Annotated in this window: 17 protein-coding genes; 6 read left to right on the top strand and 11 right to left on the bottom strand. The window is 72.3% G+C overall.

The window, feature by feature from the left end; genetic code table 11:
• Nucleotides 1–70 precede the first annotated feature (70 nt).
• The 3 genes from EDD29_RS14980 (at nt 71) to EDD29_RS14970 (ending at nt 3,216) form a co-directional block, all read left to right on the top strand.
• The gene (locus tag EDD29_RS14980) at nt 71–1,291 is read left to right on the top strand and encodes an acetyl-CoA C-acetyltransferase (protein WP_123664996.1); all 1,221 of its coding nucleotides are present in this window, start codon (nt 71–73) and stop codon (nt 1,289–1,291) included.
• On the top strand, nt 1,288–2,109 hold the full coding sequence (locus EDD29_RS14975; RefSeq protein WP_123664995.1) for a MaoC/PaaZ C-terminal domain-containing protein: 822 nt from the start codon (nt 1,288–1,290) through the stop codon (nt 2,107–2,109). Before EDD29_RS14980 ends, EDD29_RS14975 begins: the two co-directional genes overlap by 4 nt.
• Nucleotides 2,110–2,277: 168 nt before the next feature.
• Entirely contained in the window at nt 2,278–3,216 is a 939-nt protein-coding gene (locus EDD29_RS14970) for a helix-turn-helix transcriptional regulator (RefSeq protein ID WP_342774434.1), read from the top strand.
• Here the strand turns inward: EDD29_RS14970 and EDD29_RS14965 are convergent.
• The gene (locus tag EDD29_RS14965; RefSeq protein ID WP_123664993.1) at nt 3,207–4,112 is read right to left on the bottom strand and encodes an SDR family oxidoreductase; all 906 of its coding nucleotides are present in this window, start codon (nt 4,110–4,112) and stop codon (nt 3,207–3,209) included. The genes EDD29_RS14970 and EDD29_RS14965 overlap by 10 nt on opposite strands.
• Before the next feature lie 64 nt (nt 4,113–4,176).
• Nucleotides 4,177–5,001, bottom strand: a complete 825-nt coding sequence (locus tag EDD29_RS14960) for an SDR family oxidoreductase (protein WP_123664992.1) — start codon at nt 4,999–5,001, stop codon at nt 4,177–4,179.
• Between the two features lie 113 nt (nt 5,002–5,114).
• Here EDD29_RS14960 and EDD29_RS14955 point away from each other — a divergent pair, with 113 nt between their 5' ends.
• Complete coding sequence (locus tag EDD29_RS14955) at nt 5,115–5,708, top strand: TetR/AcrR family transcriptional regulator (RefSeq protein ID WP_123664991.1); 594 nt, start codon at nt 5,115–5,117, stop codon at nt 5,706–5,708.
• Nucleotides 5,709–5,711: 3 nt separating this feature from the next.
• On the opposite strand, the gene EDD29_RS14950 is transcribed toward EDD29_RS14955, so the two are convergent.
• On the bottom strand, nt 5,712–6,173 hold the full coding sequence (locus tag EDD29_RS14950) for a MarR family winged helix-turn-helix transcriptional regulator (protein WP_123664990.1): 462 nt from the start codon (nt 6,171–6,173) through the stop codon (nt 5,712–5,714).
• A gap of 63 nt (nt 6,174–6,236) precedes the next feature.
• Here EDD29_RS14950 and EDD29_RS14945 point away from each other — a divergent pair, with 63 nt between their 5' ends.
• Nucleotides 6,237–7,091 (top strand): SDR family NAD(P)-dependent oxidoreductase, encoded by an 855-nt coding sequence (locus EDD29_RS14945; RefSeq protein WP_211359727.1) that lies wholly within the window; start codon nt 6,237–6,239, stop codon nt 7,089–7,091.
• A 110-nt stretch (nt 7,092–7,201) separates the two neighbouring features.
• Complete coding sequence (locus EDD29_RS14940) at nt 7,202–8,086, top strand: hypothetical protein (protein ID WP_123664988.1); 885 nt, start codon at nt 7,202–7,204, stop codon at nt 8,084–8,086.
• Here EDD29_RS14940 and EDD29_RS14935 read toward each other — a convergent pair.
• The 8 genes from EDD29_RS14935 to EDD29_RS47685 form a co-directional block, all read right to left on the bottom strand.
• Nucleotides 8,083–8,523, bottom strand: coding sequence for a helix-turn-helix transcriptional regulator (locus tag EDD29_RS14935; RefSeq protein ID WP_123664987.1), 441 nt, complete (start codon nt 8,521–8,523; stop codon nt 8,083–8,085). The genes EDD29_RS14940 and EDD29_RS14935 overlap by 4 nt on opposite strands.
• A gap of 111 nt (nt 8,524–8,634) precedes the next feature.
• Nucleotides 8,635–9,102, bottom strand: coding sequence for a carboxymuconolactone decarboxylase family protein (locus EDD29_RS14930; RefSeq protein ID WP_123664986.1), 468 nt, complete (start codon nt 9,100–9,102; stop codon nt 8,635–8,637).
• 144 nt (nt 9,103–9,246) lie between these two features.
• Entirely contained in the window at nt 9,247–11,625 is a 2,379-nt protein-coding gene (locus tag EDD29_RS14925) for an ATP-binding cassette domain-containing protein (RefSeq protein WP_123664985.1), read from the bottom strand.
• 116 nt (nt 11,626–11,741) lie between these two features.
• Nucleotides 11,742–12,152 (bottom strand): VOC family protein, encoded by a 411-nt coding sequence (locus EDD29_RS14920; RefSeq protein WP_123670485.1) that lies wholly within the window; start codon nt 12,150–12,152, stop codon nt 11,742–11,744.
• Between the two features lie 25 nt (nt 12,153–12,177).
• Nucleotides 12,178–12,765 (bottom strand): GNAT family N-acetyltransferase, encoded by a 588-nt coding sequence (locus EDD29_RS14915; RefSeq protein WP_123664984.1) that lies wholly within the window; start codon nt 12,763–12,765, stop codon nt 12,178–12,180.
• 111 nt (nt 12,766–12,876) lie between these two features.
• A complete protein-coding gene (locus EDD29_RS14910) occupies nt 12,877–13,545 on the bottom strand; it encodes a PepSY domain-containing protein (RefSeq protein WP_170201415.1) in 669 nt (222 codons plus the stop codon).
• Nucleotides 13,546–13,687: 142 nt separating this feature from the next.
• On the bottom strand, nt 13,688–14,311 hold the full coding sequence (locus EDD29_RS14905) for a DedA family protein (protein ID WP_123664982.1): 624 nt from the start codon (nt 14,309–14,311) through the stop codon (nt 13,688–13,690).
• A complete protein-coding gene (locus EDD29_RS47685) occupies nt 14,283–15,287 on the bottom strand; it encodes a restriction endonuclease (RefSeq protein WP_148085966.1) in 1,005 nt (334 codons plus the stop codon). The genes EDD29_RS14905 and EDD29_RS47685 overlap by 29 nt, the downstream gene beginning before the upstream one ends.
• Nucleotides 15,288–15,306 lie beyond the last annotated feature (19 nt).

Below are 15,306 nucleotides of genomic sequence, written 5' to 3'. Positions count from 1 at the left end.
AACCTAGCGTTTGCTACATTGACCGCGGTGCGTGCGCCGTGCCCGCCCCCTGAGCTTGGAGGTGCATCGAATGCCTGAGGCGGTCATCGTCGCGACGGCCCGCTCGCCGATCGGGCGGGCGTACAAGGGCTCGTTGAAGGACCTGCGGCCGGACGACCTGCTGATCCAGATGGTGACGGCGGCGCTGGCCCAGGTACCCGCGCTCGATCCGGCGTCGCTGGACGACCTGATGGTCGGGTGCGCGCAGCCCGCGGGCGAGCAGGGCTACAACATCGCCCGGCAGGCCGCGATCGGACTGGGGCTCGACGCGGTACCGGGCACCGTCGTGCAGCGGTACTGCGCGTCCAGCGTGCAGACGACACGGATGGCGCTGCACGCGATCCGGTCCGGTGAGGGCGACGCGTTCGTCTCGGCGGGCGTCGAGTGCGTGTCGCGGTACTCGCGCGGGAAGTCCGACGGGGCCGAGGGCACCCACCACCCGCGGTACGCCGCGGCCGAGGAGCGCAGCGCGTCCCGGACGGGGGCGGGGGTTCCGGTGTGGCGGGACCCGCGCGAGTCCGGGGAACTGCCCGACCCTTACGTCGCGATGGGGCAGACCGCCGAGAACGTCGCGCAGCTGCGCGGGATCAGCCGGGAGCGGCAGGACGCGTTCGGGGTCCGCAGCCAGCACCTCGCCGAGAAGGCCGTCGCGGACGGGTTCTTCGACCTCGACATCACGCCGGTGACGCTGCCCGACGGGACCGTCGTCTCGCGCGACGACTGCCCGCGGCCGGGGGTCACCGCCGAGTCCGTCGCGGGGCTCAAGCCGGTGTTCCGGCCGGACGGCACGGTGACCGCCGGGAACTGCTGCCCGCTCAACGACGGGGCCGCCGCGCTCGTCATCATGTCCGACCGTAAGGCCGCCGAGCTCGGCCTGGCGCCGCTCGCCCGGCTCGTCTCCACCGGGGTGTCCGCGCTCTCGCCGGAGATCATGGGCCTCGGCCCGACCGACGCGATGCGCCAGGCCCTGTCCCGCGCCGGGATCACCGCCGCCGACCTCGACCTGGTCGAGATCAACGAGGCGTTCGCCGCCCAGGTCCTCCCGGTCTGCGACGATCTGGGCCTGGACGAGGACAAGGTCAACGTCCACGGCGGCGCGATCGCCCTCGGCCACCCGTTCGGCATGACCGGCGCCCGCCTCACCACCACCCTCGTCAACGGCCTCCGCCGCCGCGACGGCCGCTACGGCGCCGTCACCATGTGCGCCGCAGGCGGCCAGGGCATGGCCCTCATCGTGGAGCGGCTCGCATGAGCCTTCCCGTCCCGCAGGACCCGGCCGGCGCCTGGACCGGAGTCCACCTCGGCGAGCGCACCGCCACCTGGACCGAACGCGACGCCATCCTCTACGCCCTGTCCGTCGGCGCCCACGCCGACGACCTCGACCTCGTCTACGAACGCCGCCTCCGCGTCCTGCCCACCTTCGGCCTCACCCTCGCCCAATGGGCCCCCGACGTCGCCGGCGCCAACGGCGCCTTCGAGCAGTCGACCGCCCTCCACGGCTCCCAGCGCCTGGAAGTGTCCGCCCCGCTCCCCCCGAGCGGCGAACTCACCCTCTCCTCCCGCGTATCCGCGGTCTGGGACAAAGGTTCGGCCGCCGTCTTCGACATCGAGGTCGAATCCCGCTGCTTCACCGCCACCTGGACCATCTTCGCCCCCGGCCGAGGCGGCTTCGGCGGCGACCGGGGCCCCTCCACCCCCCGCCCCGCCCCCTCACCCGAGCCTCCCCTCACCATCGACATCCCCACCTCCCCCGACCAAGCCGCCCTCTACCGCCTCTCCGGCGACCTCCACCCCCTCCACATAGACCCCGAGGCCGCCAGAACCGCAGGCTTCGACCACCCCATCCTCCACGGCCTCGCCACCCTCGCCACCACCACCGTAGGCCTGGCCCGGGCCCTAGGCGCCCACCCCGCCGACCTCCACTCCACCTCCGCCCGCTTCACCGCCCCCGTGACCCCCGGCGATCCCCTCACCCTCACCGCCCACCGCACCCCCGAGGGCGCCACCTACACCGCCCTCATAGCCGACCGCCCCGTCCTCTCCTCCGCCACCGCGACCTTCACCCCCTGACCCACCTCACCTTTTCTCGGCCGAGGGTCACGCCCCTCTCACAGACACGCCCCGCTCCGCGCCCAGCGCCCGGCCGGGGCGTGCGACGTTCCGGGGTGAGGAGCGGGATGGGTTGCGTGGGGCGGGGGTTAGGTTGGTGGGGTGAGGGCGGCTCGGTTGATTTCGTTGGTGCTGCTGGTGCAGGGGCGGGGGGTGTTGACGGCGGCGGAGCTGGCCGGGGAGCTGGGGGTGTCGGAGCGGACGGTGTATCGGGATGTCGCGGCGCTGGTGGAGGCGGGGGTGCCGCTTTATGCGGAGCAGGGGAGGTATGGGGGGTATCGGCTGGTCGGGGGGTTTCGGACTCGGCTGACGGGGATGACGCGGGAGGAGGCCGAGGCGTTGTTCCTTGCGGGGCTGGGTGAGGCGGCGGAGCAGTTGGGGCTGGCCGAGGTCGTGGCGTCCACGCGGTTGAAGCTGCTGGCGGCGTTGCCGGAGGGGTTCCGGGGGGCGCCGGAGTGGACCAGCCGGCGGTTTCACCTGGACGTTCCGGGGTGGTGGGTCGGGGGCGAGGCGCCCGTGCTGCTGGTGGCGCTGGCCCGGGCCGTGTGGACGGATCGGGAGGTGGAGATCGGTTACCGGGGGGAACCGCGGACCGTGCTGCCCTATGGGCTCGTGCTCAAAGGGGGTGTCTGGTATCTGGTCGCCTCGGTGCGGGGGCGGTTCCGGACCTACCGGGTGGATCGCATCTCGTCGTTGGCCGAGACCGGGGCGGCGTTCGTGCGGGAGGAGGACTTCGATCTGGCGGGGGTCTGGGCCGAGCAGGCCGCCCGGTTCGTCGCGGGCATGCATCGGAGCGAGATCACCGTCCGGCTGAGTCCTGCCGGGATGGGGGCGTTGCGGCGGGTGGCCGAGCCACCGGCCGTCGCACGGGCGCTGGCGGAGGTCGGTGCGCCGGACGGACAGGGGTGGGTCACGACCGTGCTGCCGGTCGAGGGGCTCGATGTCGCGTTCGACCAGATGATGCGGCTCGGGCCGGAGGCGGAGGTGCTGGCACCTCCGGAACTCCGGGCCCGAGTGCGGGCGGCCGTCACGCGGATGGCCGCGCGGTACGGGCCGGATCAGCGGTAGCCGGTGACGTCGGCCGGTCCACCCTGGTCCTGGACCTCCACGAGGTAGCGCCAGGCGTCGGGACGGCTGCCGTCGGCGTCGGTGAAGCCGTAGACCTGGGCGAGGCCGCCGCTGGACAGGGACTCGCCGTTCCAGCGGCGGCGGTCGGGGTCGGCCGCGAGGGCCGCCACGGCGCGGCCGACGAACAGCGGGGTCTCGGAGATGGCGAAGTGGGGCTGGACCTCGAGCGCGTCCCGCCAGTTCGCCTCGGTGACGCCGTAGTGCTCGAGCATGAGTTCCGACCGCATCCAGCCCGGGGTCAGCGACACGGCGGTCCCGCCGAAGGGTTCGAGTTCCTTGGACTGGGCGAAGCCGAGCCGGTTCACGGACACCTTCGCGAGGTCGTAGAAGAGGGAGACCCGGTAGTGGTCGGCGTTGTACTCGGCGGTGCCGTCGGTCATCTCGACGACGAGCCCGCCCGGGTTCCTGATCAGCAGGGGGAGCGCGTAGTGGCTGGTGACGATGTGGGTGTCGATCGCGAGCCTGAGGATGCGGAGGCCGTCGTCCAGGGAGTGCTCCCAGACCTTCGAGTCCCAGCTGAACAGCAGTTCGCCGCCCCAGATGTCGTTCACCAGGACGTCGAGCCGGCCCTGCTCGGCATCGATCCGGTCGATCAGCGCCTTCACCTGGGCGTGCTCCAGATGGTCGACCACGACCGGGATCCCGACCCCGCCCGCCTCGTCGACGAGCGCGGCGGTCTCCTCGATCGTCTCCGGCCGGTCCATTTCCGACCGCTTCCCTCCCCCGCTCCTTCCCGTCACGTACACCGTCGCCCCGACCTCGCCGAGCGCGATCGCCACTCCCCGGCCCGCTCCCCGGGTCGCCCCCGCCACCAACGCGATCTTCCGTTCGTTCATACCTCCACCCTCCCCGGAAAACCTGCCAGCCAGTGTCAGGCTTTCCGGAAGAAGGTGCGGCACCTCAGCGAAAGGCCGCCGCGTTGCGGGCGGCCCATGCGGCGAAGGGCGCGGCAGGCCGGCCCAGGATCCGCGCGACGTCGCCGCTGACGGCCTGCTCGGCGGGGGTGGGCTCGCCGAGGATGGCGAGGGTGCCCTCGACCACCGCGGCGGGCATGAAGGCCGACATCTGGGCGTGCGCCTCCTCTCGGGTCTGCTCGACGAACGCCACGCGTTCCCCGATCACGGAGGCGATGGCCTCGGCGCGCTCGCGCGGGGTCGTCGGCGCGGGTCCGGTGAGCACGTAGGTCGCGCCGTCGTGGCCGTCGCCCGTGAGCACCGCCGCGGCGACCGCGGCGACGTCGTCCGGGTCGATGAAGGGCAGGCCGACCTCGGCGAAGGGGGCGGCCGCCGCGCGGTGGGCGCGGACGGGCTCGGCCCAGGCGAGGGCGTTGGACGCCATGCCGCCCGACCTCAGGACCGTGTAAGCCAAGCCGGACTCTGCGACGGCCTTCTCGAAGCCCGCGGCGTGCGCGTAGGCCCCGCCGGGCCGGGTGCCGACGCCCTGCGAGGACAGCAGCACCACCTTCGCGGCCCCCGCGTCCTTCGCCCGTGCCAGCAGTCCGGCCGGGTCCTCCCCCGCGACCAGCAGGAACAGGGCCTTCGCCCCGTCCAGCGCGGCCGCCAGGCTCGCCGGGTCGCCGAGGTCCGCGGCGACGGCGCGCACGCCGGCCGGGACGTCGGTCTCGGTGACGCGGCGGGACACGGCGGTCACCGGCTCGCCCGCCTCGGCCAGCGTCCGGACCAGGGTCCGGCCGACGTTTCCGGTGGCGCCCGTGACAACGATCATGTTCGTTCCTCTTTCCGGGAAGACGCGGCGCCATGCCGCGTCCGGTTTTAAGTTAGTCGACTGACTAAGAAGGACGATAGCCAGCACGGTGGATCTTGTCTACCCTTAGTCAGGTGACTGACTCAGATTCCCCGACGCGACCCGTCCGGCGCCGCGGCGGCGCGAAGCGCGAGCGGCTGGCCAACGCGGCGGCGGAGGTCTTCCACCGGCAGGGTGTGGAGAAGACGACGCTGAACGACATCGCACGCCTCGCCGACGTGCCCGTGGGCAACGTCTACTACTACTTCAAGACCAAGGACCAGCTCGTCGAGGCGGCCGTCGGCGCCCACCGCGCCCGACTCGCGGCCCTCACCGAGCGGCTCGACGCGCTGCCCGAGCCGGCCGACCGCCTCAAGGCCCTCATCACGGGCTGGGTCGACCAGCGCGAGACCGCGGCGCGCTTCGGCTGCCCGTTCGGCACCCTCGCCACCGAACTCGACAAACGCGACGACGGCCTCGACCAGGCGGCCGCCGAGGTCATGCGCGCCCTGATCGCCTGGGTCTCCGGTCAGTTCACCCAGATGGGCCGCCCCGACGCCCAGGACCTGGCCGTCGAACTCGTCGCGGCCTACCAGGGCATGTCCGTGCTCACCAACACCCTGCGCGACCCCGGCATCATGGCCGCCCGGGGCGCGCGGCTCATCGCCTGGATCGACGGCCTCGCCTGACCGTCATCCGCCCGCTTCACCCGACGTGAGTCGGGCGAGGAGCCGGGTGAGGTGGGCGAGGTCGGCCTCCGACCAGTCGCGGGTGCGCGCGGAGAACTCGCGTCCCCGCTCCTCCAGCGTCACCGCCACGCGTCGCCGGCCCTCCGCGCCGAGCCCGACGACGACGCCGCGCCGGTCGCCGGCGGCCGGGGAACTCTCCAGGAGGCCGAGCGAGCGCATCTTGCCGATCAGGGTGCTGGTCGAGCTGCGGTCCATCCCGACGGCCTCGGCGACGGCGCTGGGGCGGGCGGGGCCGAAGGCGTAGAGCCAGCGGGCGATGTGGAACGCGGCGGGCTGGAGCCCCGGGTGGAAGTGCGCGGCACTGCGCTCACTCAGGGCTCGGGTCGCGCCGAGCAGGGCGTTGATCTGCTCGCCCAGCGCGAGTTCGAGGTCACGACGCTCTCCACCGGCCGAAGTAGTTTGCATATACAAACTATAGCTGCCTAGAGTGATGGGCATCGGCAAACTACTTCGAACGGGATCCGTCAGTTGCAGCCCCTCTACGTCATCACCGGTGCCACCGGCGGCCTGGGCCGTCTGGCCGCACTCGACCTCGCCCGGCGCGGGGCACGGCTCGCGATCACCGCGCGCGACCCCGAGAAGGGAGAGCTGACCCGGCGGGAGATCCGCGCGCACGCGCCGGGGACCGAGGTCGAGGTGTTCCGCGCCGACTTCACGCGGCTCGCCGACGTCCGGCGGGCCGGGCGCGAGATCTCCGATCGGTTCGCCGGGATCGACGGGCTCGTCAACAACGCGGGCCTCCACGCGTTCACGCCGCGCACGACCCCCGAGGGGTTCCCCGAGATGGTCGCGGTCAACTATCTCGCGCCGTGGCTGCTCACCCGCGAGCTCCTGCCCGCACTGCGCAGGGCGCCCGCGGCCCGGATCGTCAACGTCGCCTCCCAGGCGTCCCGCCGCCACGGCACCCTCCGCCTCCCCGACGACCTGACGGAGACCGTCCCCTTCTCAGCGCGCGGCTCCTCGGCCCACTACGGCAAGACCAAGCTGCTCGACATCATGTTCACGCTAGAACTGGCCCGCCGCCTGGCCGGCACGAGCGTCACCGCCAACTGCCTCGACCCGGGCTTCAACACCACGGGCCTCGGCCGTGAGCTCCGCTTCGCCGCCCCGCTGGAGAAGATCCTCACCCGCCTGAGAATCGGCGATCCCGCCCGCGGCGCCGGCCTGATCGTCGCGCTCGCCGCCGACCCCTCCTTCGCGGGACGCACCGGCGGCTACCACACCGTGCGCGGCACCCGCCTGATCCGGCCGTCCGCACCCGCCGACGACCCCGCCCTCCAAGCGCTCCTCTGGGACGAGACGGAACGGCTCCTCGACGGCTGAGCCCTCCCGCCGAAACCCCTTCGACCGGGATCTATCGCCTGGCCCTCGCCGTGGTGTACGAAGCTTCTGGCGAACGACGGCTGGATTCCTCCGAGTCAGGGAGGCCCGTGTTGGCAGCGAGACCCGACCGGCGCCGGTATCCCTCCGCGACGACCGCGGCGTCCGCGCTGTTCGTCCTCGCCGTGTTCGGGCTCCTGCACCGATTCGGTGCGGGCGGCACCGGGAACACGGCGTTCGGCGACGGCCGCTTCCGGATCTGGGCTGCGGTGGCCACGGTCTCGCTGCTGGTCTGGGTACTGCTGTTCCAGCGAGGGGTCGGCGAGATACGGGCGCTGTCCGGGCCATGGCGCCGCTCCCGTCGCTGGTGGGCGGGCAACCTCGCGGCCTACGCGGTGCTCGGGGTCCTCACCGCCGTGGCGATCGGGCTGGTGGTCTCGGGCGGCAGCGCGAGCGTGCCGATCCGGCATTTCAGCGAGATCGTCGACGGGCTCACCGCGCTGGGCTGGTGCGCCGCCGGACCCTGGATCCTGATGGTCTGGATGGGCCACGAGCGCGTGCGCGACCTCGCCGTGGCGACGGCGGCCGTCGGCGCTCCGGCGCCCGGCCGGGAGGACGATCCTGTGGCGCTGATCGCCCGAGGCGCCGTCGAGATACGCGAACGCGTCGAGCGCTCGGCTCTCGCACTGGCCGTCCTGGGGTCGACCTCGGTGCTGACCACCGGTGCGCTGCGCTGCTCCCTGGTGGACGCCGAGGCCGTCGCAGCCGAGGACTTCTCCTCCTGGTGGATCCTCGGCTACGGTGCCCTGTTCTCCGTCGTGGTGGCCGCCGTCGTCTTCCCGCTGCTGTTCGCCTGGCGCGCCCAGGCGCTCGGCCTCGTCGACCGCGCGCCGGGCTCCCGAACGGTGGGGGCGCTCCGCATTCGCCGTCCCCTCAGCGTGCTCAGCGTCCTCGCCCCGCTGGCGACGTCCGTGCCGACCGCCTTCCTCGTCCCCTAGCCGGACCGGGAGGTACGGGTCGGGGTTTCCCGGACGGGGCGGGTGACCTGCTTGGCGACGCAGGAGGGAAGGCCCTCGGTGCCGGATTCGGCCTGGTGGCGGTAGGCGCTCGGGGAGATGCCGACGAGCTCGGTGAAGCGGGTGCTGAAGGTGCCGAGGGAGGAGCATCCGACCTCGAAGCACACCTCGGTGACGGACAGGTCGCCGCGCCGCAGCAGGGCCATCGCCCGCTCGATCCGCCGCGTCATCAAATAGGAGTAGGGCGACTCCCCATAAGCCCGGCGAAACTCCCGGCTCAGATGCCCCGCCGACATGTGCACACCCCTGGCCAGCGCCTCGACGTCCAGAGGCTGCGCGTACTCCCGGTCCATCCGATCCCGGACCCGGCGCAACCGCGCGAGATCACTCAGCCGCTCCTCGGCGGACCTGCTCCCCATCCCCCGATTCTGGCATGCCCGCCCCGGCAGGACCGCCGACCGGAAACGGGCCGGGACGGCGAAAGGCCGGGACGGCCCGGAGTATGGGCCTTCCCGGCGTCAGGGGCGGGGTCAGCCGAACTGGCCGGGCTGGTAGTCGCCCGCGGGCTGGCGGAGGGTGACGTTGAGGCGGTTGAAGGCGTTGATGACGGCGATGGCGGACACCAGGGCGAGGAGCTGGTCCTCGTTGTAGTGCTTGGCCGCGTTGGCCCAGACCTCGTCGGTGACGCCGGTGCCGTCGGCGAGGCGGGTGGCCTGCTCGGCGAGCTCCAGGGCGGCGCGCTCGGGCTCGGTGAAGACGGTGGCCTCGCGCCAGGCGGCGACGAGGTTGAGGCGGGTGGAGGTCTCACCGGCCGCGATGGCGTCCTTGGTGTGCATGTCGAGGCAGAACCCGCAGCCGTTGACCTGGCTCGCGCGGATCTTCACCAGCTCCGCGGTCGCGTGCGGGAGGACCTCTTCGGCGGCCTTGCCCGCCGCGATGAGGTGCTTCAGCACCTTGCCCGTGAGGGGGTTGGCGAAGGCGTTCAGTCGGGCTTCCATGATCGGCTCCTTTGCCGTTGTCCTTGGCTTCACACAATTGACGGGATAGCCCTCCCCGTTGTGACGCCCCCGGCGGGTGACCCGCGTCACCCGGAGACGCGAAAGCGGCCCCGGATCGCTCCGGGGCCGCCTGGAAGCCGCGCGTCAGGCGCCCACGTAGGACGCCAGGTGCTCGCCGGTCAGGGTCGACCGGGCCGCGACGAGATCGGCCGGGGTGCCCTCGAAGACGATCTTGCCGCCGTCGTGGCCGGCCCCGGGACCGAGGTCGATGATCCAGTCGGCGTGCGCCATGACGGCCTGGTGGTGCTCCACCACGATGACCGACTTGCCGGAGTCGACCAGCCGGTCGAGCAGCCCCAGGAGCTGTTCCACGTCCGCCAGGTGCAGGCCCGTGGTCGGCTCGTCCAGGACGTAGACGCCGCCCTTCTCGCCCATGTGGGTGGCGAGCTTGAGCCGCTGCCGCTCGCCGCCGGACAGGGTGGTGAGCGGCTGGCCCAGGCTCAGGTAGCCGAGACCGACGTCCGCGAGCCGCTCGAGGATCTTGTGCGCCGCCGGGATCTTGGCGTCGCCCGCGCCGAAGAACGCCTCGGCCTCGGTCACCGACATCGCGAGCACCTCGCTGATGTCGCGGCCGCCGAGCCGGTACTCCAGCACCGAGGAGTCGAACCGCCTGCCCTCGCACTCCTCGCAGGTGCTGGCGACCCCGGCCATCATCGCCAGGTCGGTGAAGATGACGCCGGCGCCGTTGCAGGCCGGGCAGGCGCCCGCGGAGTTCGCGCTGAACAGGGCGGGCTTGACCCCGTTGGCCTTGGCGAACACCTTGCGGATCGGCTCCAGCAGGCCCGTATAAGTGGCGGGGTTGCTGCGCCGCGAGCCCCGGATCGGGCTCTGGTCGACCGAGACGACCCCGGCGCCCGCCGGGATCGAGCCGTGCACGAGCGAGCTCTTGCCCGACCCCGCGACGCCCGTCACCACGACGAGAACGCCGAGGGGCACGTCCACGTCGACGTCCTGGAGGTTGTTGGCGGTCGCGCCGCGGATCTCCAGGGCGCCGGCCGGCTTGCGGACCGACTCCTTGATCTTGGCGCGGTCGTCCAGGTGCCGGCCCGTGATCGTGTCGCTGGCGCGCAGCCCCTCGAGGGTGCCCTCGTAGCAGACGGTGCCGCCGCCCGTCCCCGCGCCGGGGCCGAGGTCCACGACGTGGTCGGCGATCGCGATCATCTCCGGCTTGTGCTCCACGACCAGGACGGTGTTGCCCTTGTCGCGCAGGCGGAGCAGCAGGTCGTTGGCGCGCTGGATGTCGTGCGGGTGCAGGCCCGAGGTCGGCTCGTCGAAGACATAGGTGGTGTCGGTGAGCGCGGAGCCGAGGTGCCGGATCATCTTGGTGCGCTGCGCCTCGCCGCCCGACAGGGTGCCCGCCGGACGGTCCAGCGACAGGTACCCGAGGCCGATCTCCACGAACGAGTCGAGGGTGTGCCCGAGCTTGGCGAGCAGCGGCGCGACGGAGGCGTCGTCGAGGTCGCGGACCCAGGCGGCGAGGTCGGTGATCTGCATCGCGCACGCCTCGGCGATGTTGATCCCCTTGATCTTCGACGACCTGGCCGCCTCGCTGAGCCGGGTCCCGTCGCACTCGGGGCAGGCGTTGAACGTCGAGACCCGCTCCACGAACGCCCGGATGTGCGGCTGGAGCGCCTCGACGTCCTTCGAGAGGAACGACTTCTGGATCTTCGTGACCACGCCCTCATACGTGAGGTTGATCCCGTCGACCTTGATCTTGGTCGGCTCCTTGTAGAGCAGGTCGTGCAGTTCCTGCTCGGTGAACTCGCCGACGGGCTTGTCGGGGTCGAAGAAGCCGCAGCCGCTGAAGATCCGGCCGTACCAGCCGTCCATGCTGTAGCCGGGGACCGTCAGCGCGCCCTCGTTGAGCGACTTGGACGCGTCGTAGAGCCCGGTCCGGTCGATGTCGGAGACCTTGCCGCGGCCCTCGCAGCGCGGGCACATGCCGCCCGTGCGGGTGAAGACGACCTTCTCGGCCTTGGCGTTGGCGCCCTTCTCGACGGTGATCGCGCCGCTCGCCCGGACCGTCGGGATGTTGAAGGAGAACGCGTTCGGCGAGCCGACATAGGGCCGGCCGAGCCTGCTGAACAGGATCCGCAGCATCGCGTTGGCGTCGGTGGCGGTGCCGACCGTCGAGCGGGGGTCGGCGCCCATGCGCTGCTGGTCGACGATGATCGCCGTGGTCAGCCCCTCCAGGACGTCGACCTCGGGGCGCGCCAGGGTCGGCATGAAGCCCTGCACGAAGGCGCTGTAGGTCTCGTTGATCAGCCGCTGGGACTCGGCGGCGATCGTGCTGAACACCAGGGAGCTCTTCCCGGAGCCGGAGACCCCGGTGAAGACCGTCAGCCTGCGCTTGGGGATCTCGACGCTGACGTCCTTGAGGTTGTTCTCGCGCGCCCCCTGCACGCGGATCAGGTCGTGGGTGTCGGCGGCGTGCTGCGCGGACGGCGGCGTGTCCGTGGTCATCGTCTCTCCATCGTCGGTGGGGCGGGGCCGCGGAGGCCCGGCCGGCGTGACCCGGCTCGATCGGCCTTCGAGCATATGCGCGAACCCCCGCGGTACGTGCGGTATCTACCGGAAGGTCAGCCCAGTGCGCGGACGCGGACCATGTTGCCCGCCGGGTCGCGGAAGGCGGCGTCGCGCACCCCGTAGGGCTGGTCGGTCGGTTCCTGGACGACCTCGGCGCCGGACGCCGCGACCCGCTCGAAGGTCCCGTCGAGGTCGTGGGTCGCCAGGATGACGCTGGCGTAGGTGCCCTTGGCCATCATCTCGGTGACGGTGCGGCGCTCGTCCTCGGTGATGCCGGGGTCGACGGCGGGCGGGGTCAGCACGATCGACGTGTCGGGCTGCCCCTTCGGGCCGATCGTGATCCACCGCATCCTGCCCTGGCCCACGTCGAGGCGGACTTCGAAGCCGAGCGCGTCCCGGTAGAACGCCAGGGACGCCTCAGGGTCGTCGTGCGGGAGGAACGTGGAATGAATGGTGATGTCCATGCCCTCCACGCTAGGCCGGGCCAGGTCAACGCCGCTTCTCGATTCCTGACCGGTCGGCGGCGTGCTCATCGGGCCCGGCGGAACGCCAGGCGTCGGCGGTCACCGCCATCTCGAAGGACGACCACGGGACGCCGTTCACCAGGACCTGCGTCCCCGCGCCCTCTTCCCGGACGAACCCGAGCCGCTCGTACAGCCGGACGGCCCCGGTGTTCCGGGCGTAGACCCCGAGCGTGAGGCGCCGCGTCCCCGGATCGGCGAACGCGGCACGCTGCGCCGCCCTCACGACGGCCTCCCCGAGGCCCCGCCCGCGCGCTTCCGGTGCCACCAGGACGCGGCCCAGCCGGGCCGTCCCGGCCGCCCGGTCGACGGCCAGGGACGCGTGCCCCACGACGGCCCCGTGATCCACGAACGACCAGATCAGCAGGTCCGTCCCGGCCTCCGCCGCGTACCGGGCGAGCTGCGCCCGGTCCAGCGGCCACCGGAACCTGTTCGGCCCGGTCCACAGGACCAGTGCCTCGAACCCGTCGATCCACCGGAGCAGGCCGGGGACGTCCCCTGCCTCGAACGCCCGTATCTCCACCGCGACCTCCCCGCGCCGAGGACCCTCTCTCATCGCACCCTAAAGGTCCGTCGGGTGGGCGGCGCGCCGCGCGTGGGGACCGGAAGGCCCCGGTGCGCGTCGCGTTCTTCGGTGCGACGGCGGGCCGGGGCCTTCCGGGACGGGTCAGGGGGTCGGTGAGGTGGCCGGGCTCTCGGTCGGGCTCATGGTCGGGGTCTCGGCGGGCTGCATGGTGGCCTCGCCGGTCTCCGCGTCGACCTTGACCTCGTGCGTCATGCCCTGGTCGTCGACGACCTCGACCGTCCAGGAGCCCTTCGAGTCCTTCTCCTTGAACTCCAGCTCCTTGACCGTGCCGGGCTGCTGCTCGGTGGCCTTGGCGATGGCGTCGGTGGCCTTGATCTTGGCGTCCTTGACCGCCGTGGACTGCTTGGACTCCGAGGACTCCTTGTCCTCGGTGACCTCACCGGTCGTCGCGTCGACCGTCACCTGGTGCCACTTGTCGTCCTTGGTCAGGGTCTCGACCTGCCAGGTCTCGGTCCCCGCCTCGCTCTCCAGCTTCGCGGACGCGATCGTGGAGTCCTGCTGCTTCTCCATCGCCTTGGAGATCGCCTGTTCCGCGGTGACGTCCGGCGCGGTGAACGACTCCGACGGGCCGGCGGACGGGCTCGCCCCCGGGCTCTCCGGCGACGACGGCATGGGTGACGCGGTCTCGGTCGCTTGCACGGCGCCGGGCGCCCGGACGGCGTCGTCGGCGAACGCGGCGACGGCACCCCCGGACATCCCGGCGGCCGTGGTGGCGGCGAACGCTAGCGCGAGCACGGTCTTGGCAGGCATCGAATACTCCCCCTGGACGCGAATGCACATCGGCACCACACTCCGTGACGGCGGCTGAAGGCGGCCTGAAGCCCCCTGAAGATCACCTCAGCTTCGTCCGGGCGGCGGAAGAGCGGCCGGGGCCGACGGGACCCGCGCCGGTTCAGGTGCGGCGGGTGCGGCGCAATTCCCGCAGGACGGGCAGCATCGACAGCACCGCGCCCGCGAAGAGCACCGGGAGCAGGTACCTGTCGATGCCCGGGACCACGCCGCCGAGCAGGTATCCGGCGACGATGAGCCCCACCGTCCACACGAGGCCGCCGGTGACCTGCCAGAACAGGAAGGTCCTGGCCGGGACGTCGAGCGCCCCGGCGACGGGGTTCACGACGGTCCGCACGATCGGGATGAACCGGGCGAGGACGATCGCCTTTCCGTAGCCGTACCTGGCGAGCAGTTCCTCGGCCCGCGCCACCCCGTCGTGGAGCCTTCCCTTCTCCTTGCGGGCGAGCAGCATCCGCCCTCCCCGCCGCCCCAGCACGAATCCGGTCTGCGCGCCGAGCAGCGCCCCGGTGACCGCGGAGACCAGCACCCACGGCAGCGACAGCTGCACATCGGTGCTCGCGCCCGCGGTGCACAGCAGCCCCGCGCCGAACAGCAGCGAGTCACCCGGCAGGAAGAAGCCGATGAGCAGCCCGGTCTCCGCGAAGAGGATCACCCCCACCCCGATCACCCCGAAGGCCACCAGCAGCGCGTGCGCGTCAAGCGGATTCACCAACAGCCCGGACATCCGGCCATCCTCTTCCCCGCCGGGACCCGCTCGCGCCGGCCCGGACGGACGGCGTGAGGCCGTCCGCAGGCCGGGCCCGACCGCCCCGACGAGTTCCCGTCGAACGCGCCCGCCTCATGCGGGGCGCCCTGTACGACGGCATCCTCTTCTGCTCCGGCGCGCACGGCAAGGACTCCGGCGCACGGCGCCCTCCCGGCCTGGCGGGGGCACCCGGCCTGGCGGGGGCACCTGGTAAGGAGGCGGGGCGTCCGGCCGCCTGTGGGGTGATGCCGAGCACGTCGTAGAGGTGGACGCCCCGGGCCGCCCAGTCGATCAGGCCGTTCCGGTCGATGAGGTGCATCCCCGACAGGCCCGCGAAGTCCCTGGCCTGCCTCGTGTAGGTGTTCGTGGTGACCACCAGCGTCAACTGCGCCCTGTAGACGGGCCAGGCCGCCCCGGCGACCTTCTGCACGTCCTCGGACCGCACCTTGGACTTCGCCCCGTAATGCTTCGCCTGGACCATCCAGGTCTTGCCCAGGACGGGATCGGCGCCGACGACGTCACCGGAGAAATCGCCCGGCTTCCCCACGTGTTCGGCGGCGATCCCGTCGCGCCGCATCAGGTCACGGACCGCGACCTCGAACTCCAGCCAGGTCATCGCGTCGAGCTGCCCGATCGTCCACCGCAGCGCCGCGAACCGCTCCCGCCGCTCCTGCTCGGCCCGCCACCGTCCCCGGAACCAGCGGTCCGCGAGGAACCACAGGACCGCCAGCACGGGAACCGCGAAGTACCAGTGCGCCACCGCCTCCCGCAGCACCAGCCGGCCCGCCAGGAACACGGCGGCGCAGCCGAGCATGACGAGCAGCCACCCCGCACCGCTCCGCGGCGCCCTGACCCGGCCCGCCCAGCCCGGGATCAGCCACCGGTGCCGATCCTCGTCGTACGGCCCGCACCCGCTCGGATCCCATCCCGCCCGCCCCCTCTCACGCGACCTCACCCGGTGATGGAATCACGAC

The sequence above is a fragment of the Actinocorallia herbida genome (assembly GCF_003751225.1).
Classification (GTDB): Bacteria; Actinomycetota; Actinomycetes; order Streptosporangiales; family Streptosporangiaceae; genus Actinocorallia; species Actinocorallia herbida.
This window is presented reverse-complemented; position numbering and strand designations above follow the sequence as displayed.

Excerpts from the sequence above, each read along its gene's own strand:
- EDD29_RS14980 (WP_123664996.1), top strand. The coding sequence starts at position 71 with ATGCCTGAGGCGGTCATCGTCGCGACGGCCCGCTCGCCGATCGGGCGG.
- EDD29_RS14975 (WP_123664995.1), top strand. The coding sequence starts at position 1,288 with ATGAGCCTTCCCGTCCCGCAGGACCCGGCCGGCGCCTGGACCGGAGTC.
- EDD29_RS14965 (WP_123664993.1), bottom strand. The coding sequence starts at position 4,112 with ATGAACGAACGGAAGATCGCGTTGGTGGCGGGGGCGACCCGGGGAGCG.
- EDD29_RS14960 (WP_123664992.1), bottom strand. The coding sequence starts at position 5,001 with ATGATCGTTGTCACGGGCGCCACCGGAAACGTCGGCCGGACCCTGGTC.
- EDD29_RS14950 (WP_123664990.1), bottom strand. The coding sequence starts at position 6,173 with ATGCAAACTACTTCGGCCGGTGGAGAGCGTCGTGACCTCGAACTCGCG.
- EDD29_RS14935 (WP_123664987.1), bottom strand. The coding sequence starts at position 8,523 with ATGGGGAGCAGGTCCGCCGAGGAGCGGCTGAGTGATCTCGCGCGGTTG.
- EDD29_RS14930 (WP_123664986.1), bottom strand. The coding sequence starts at position 9,102 with ATGGAAGCCCGACTGAACGCCTTCGCCAACCCCCTCACGGGCAAGGTG.
- EDD29_RS14925 (WP_123664985.1), bottom strand. The coding sequence starts at position 11,625 with ATGACCACGGACACGCCGCCGTCCGCGCAGCACGCCGCCGACACCCAC.
- EDD29_RS14920 (WP_123670485.1), bottom strand. The coding sequence starts at position 12,152 with ATGGACATCACCATTCATTCCACGTTCCTCCCGCACGACGACCCTGAG.
- EDD29_RS14915 (WP_123664984.1), bottom strand. The coding sequence starts at position 12,765 with ATGAGAGAGGGTCCTCGGCGCGGGGAGGTCGCGGTGGAGATACGGGCG.
- EDD29_RS14910 (WP_170201415.1), bottom strand. The coding sequence starts at position 13,545 with ATGCCTGCCAAGACCGTGCTCGCGCTAGCGTTCGCCGCCACCACGGCC.
- EDD29_RS14905 (WP_123664982.1), bottom strand. The coding sequence starts at position 14,311 with ATGTCCGGGCTGTTGGTGAATCCGCTTGACGCGCACGCGCTGCTGGTG.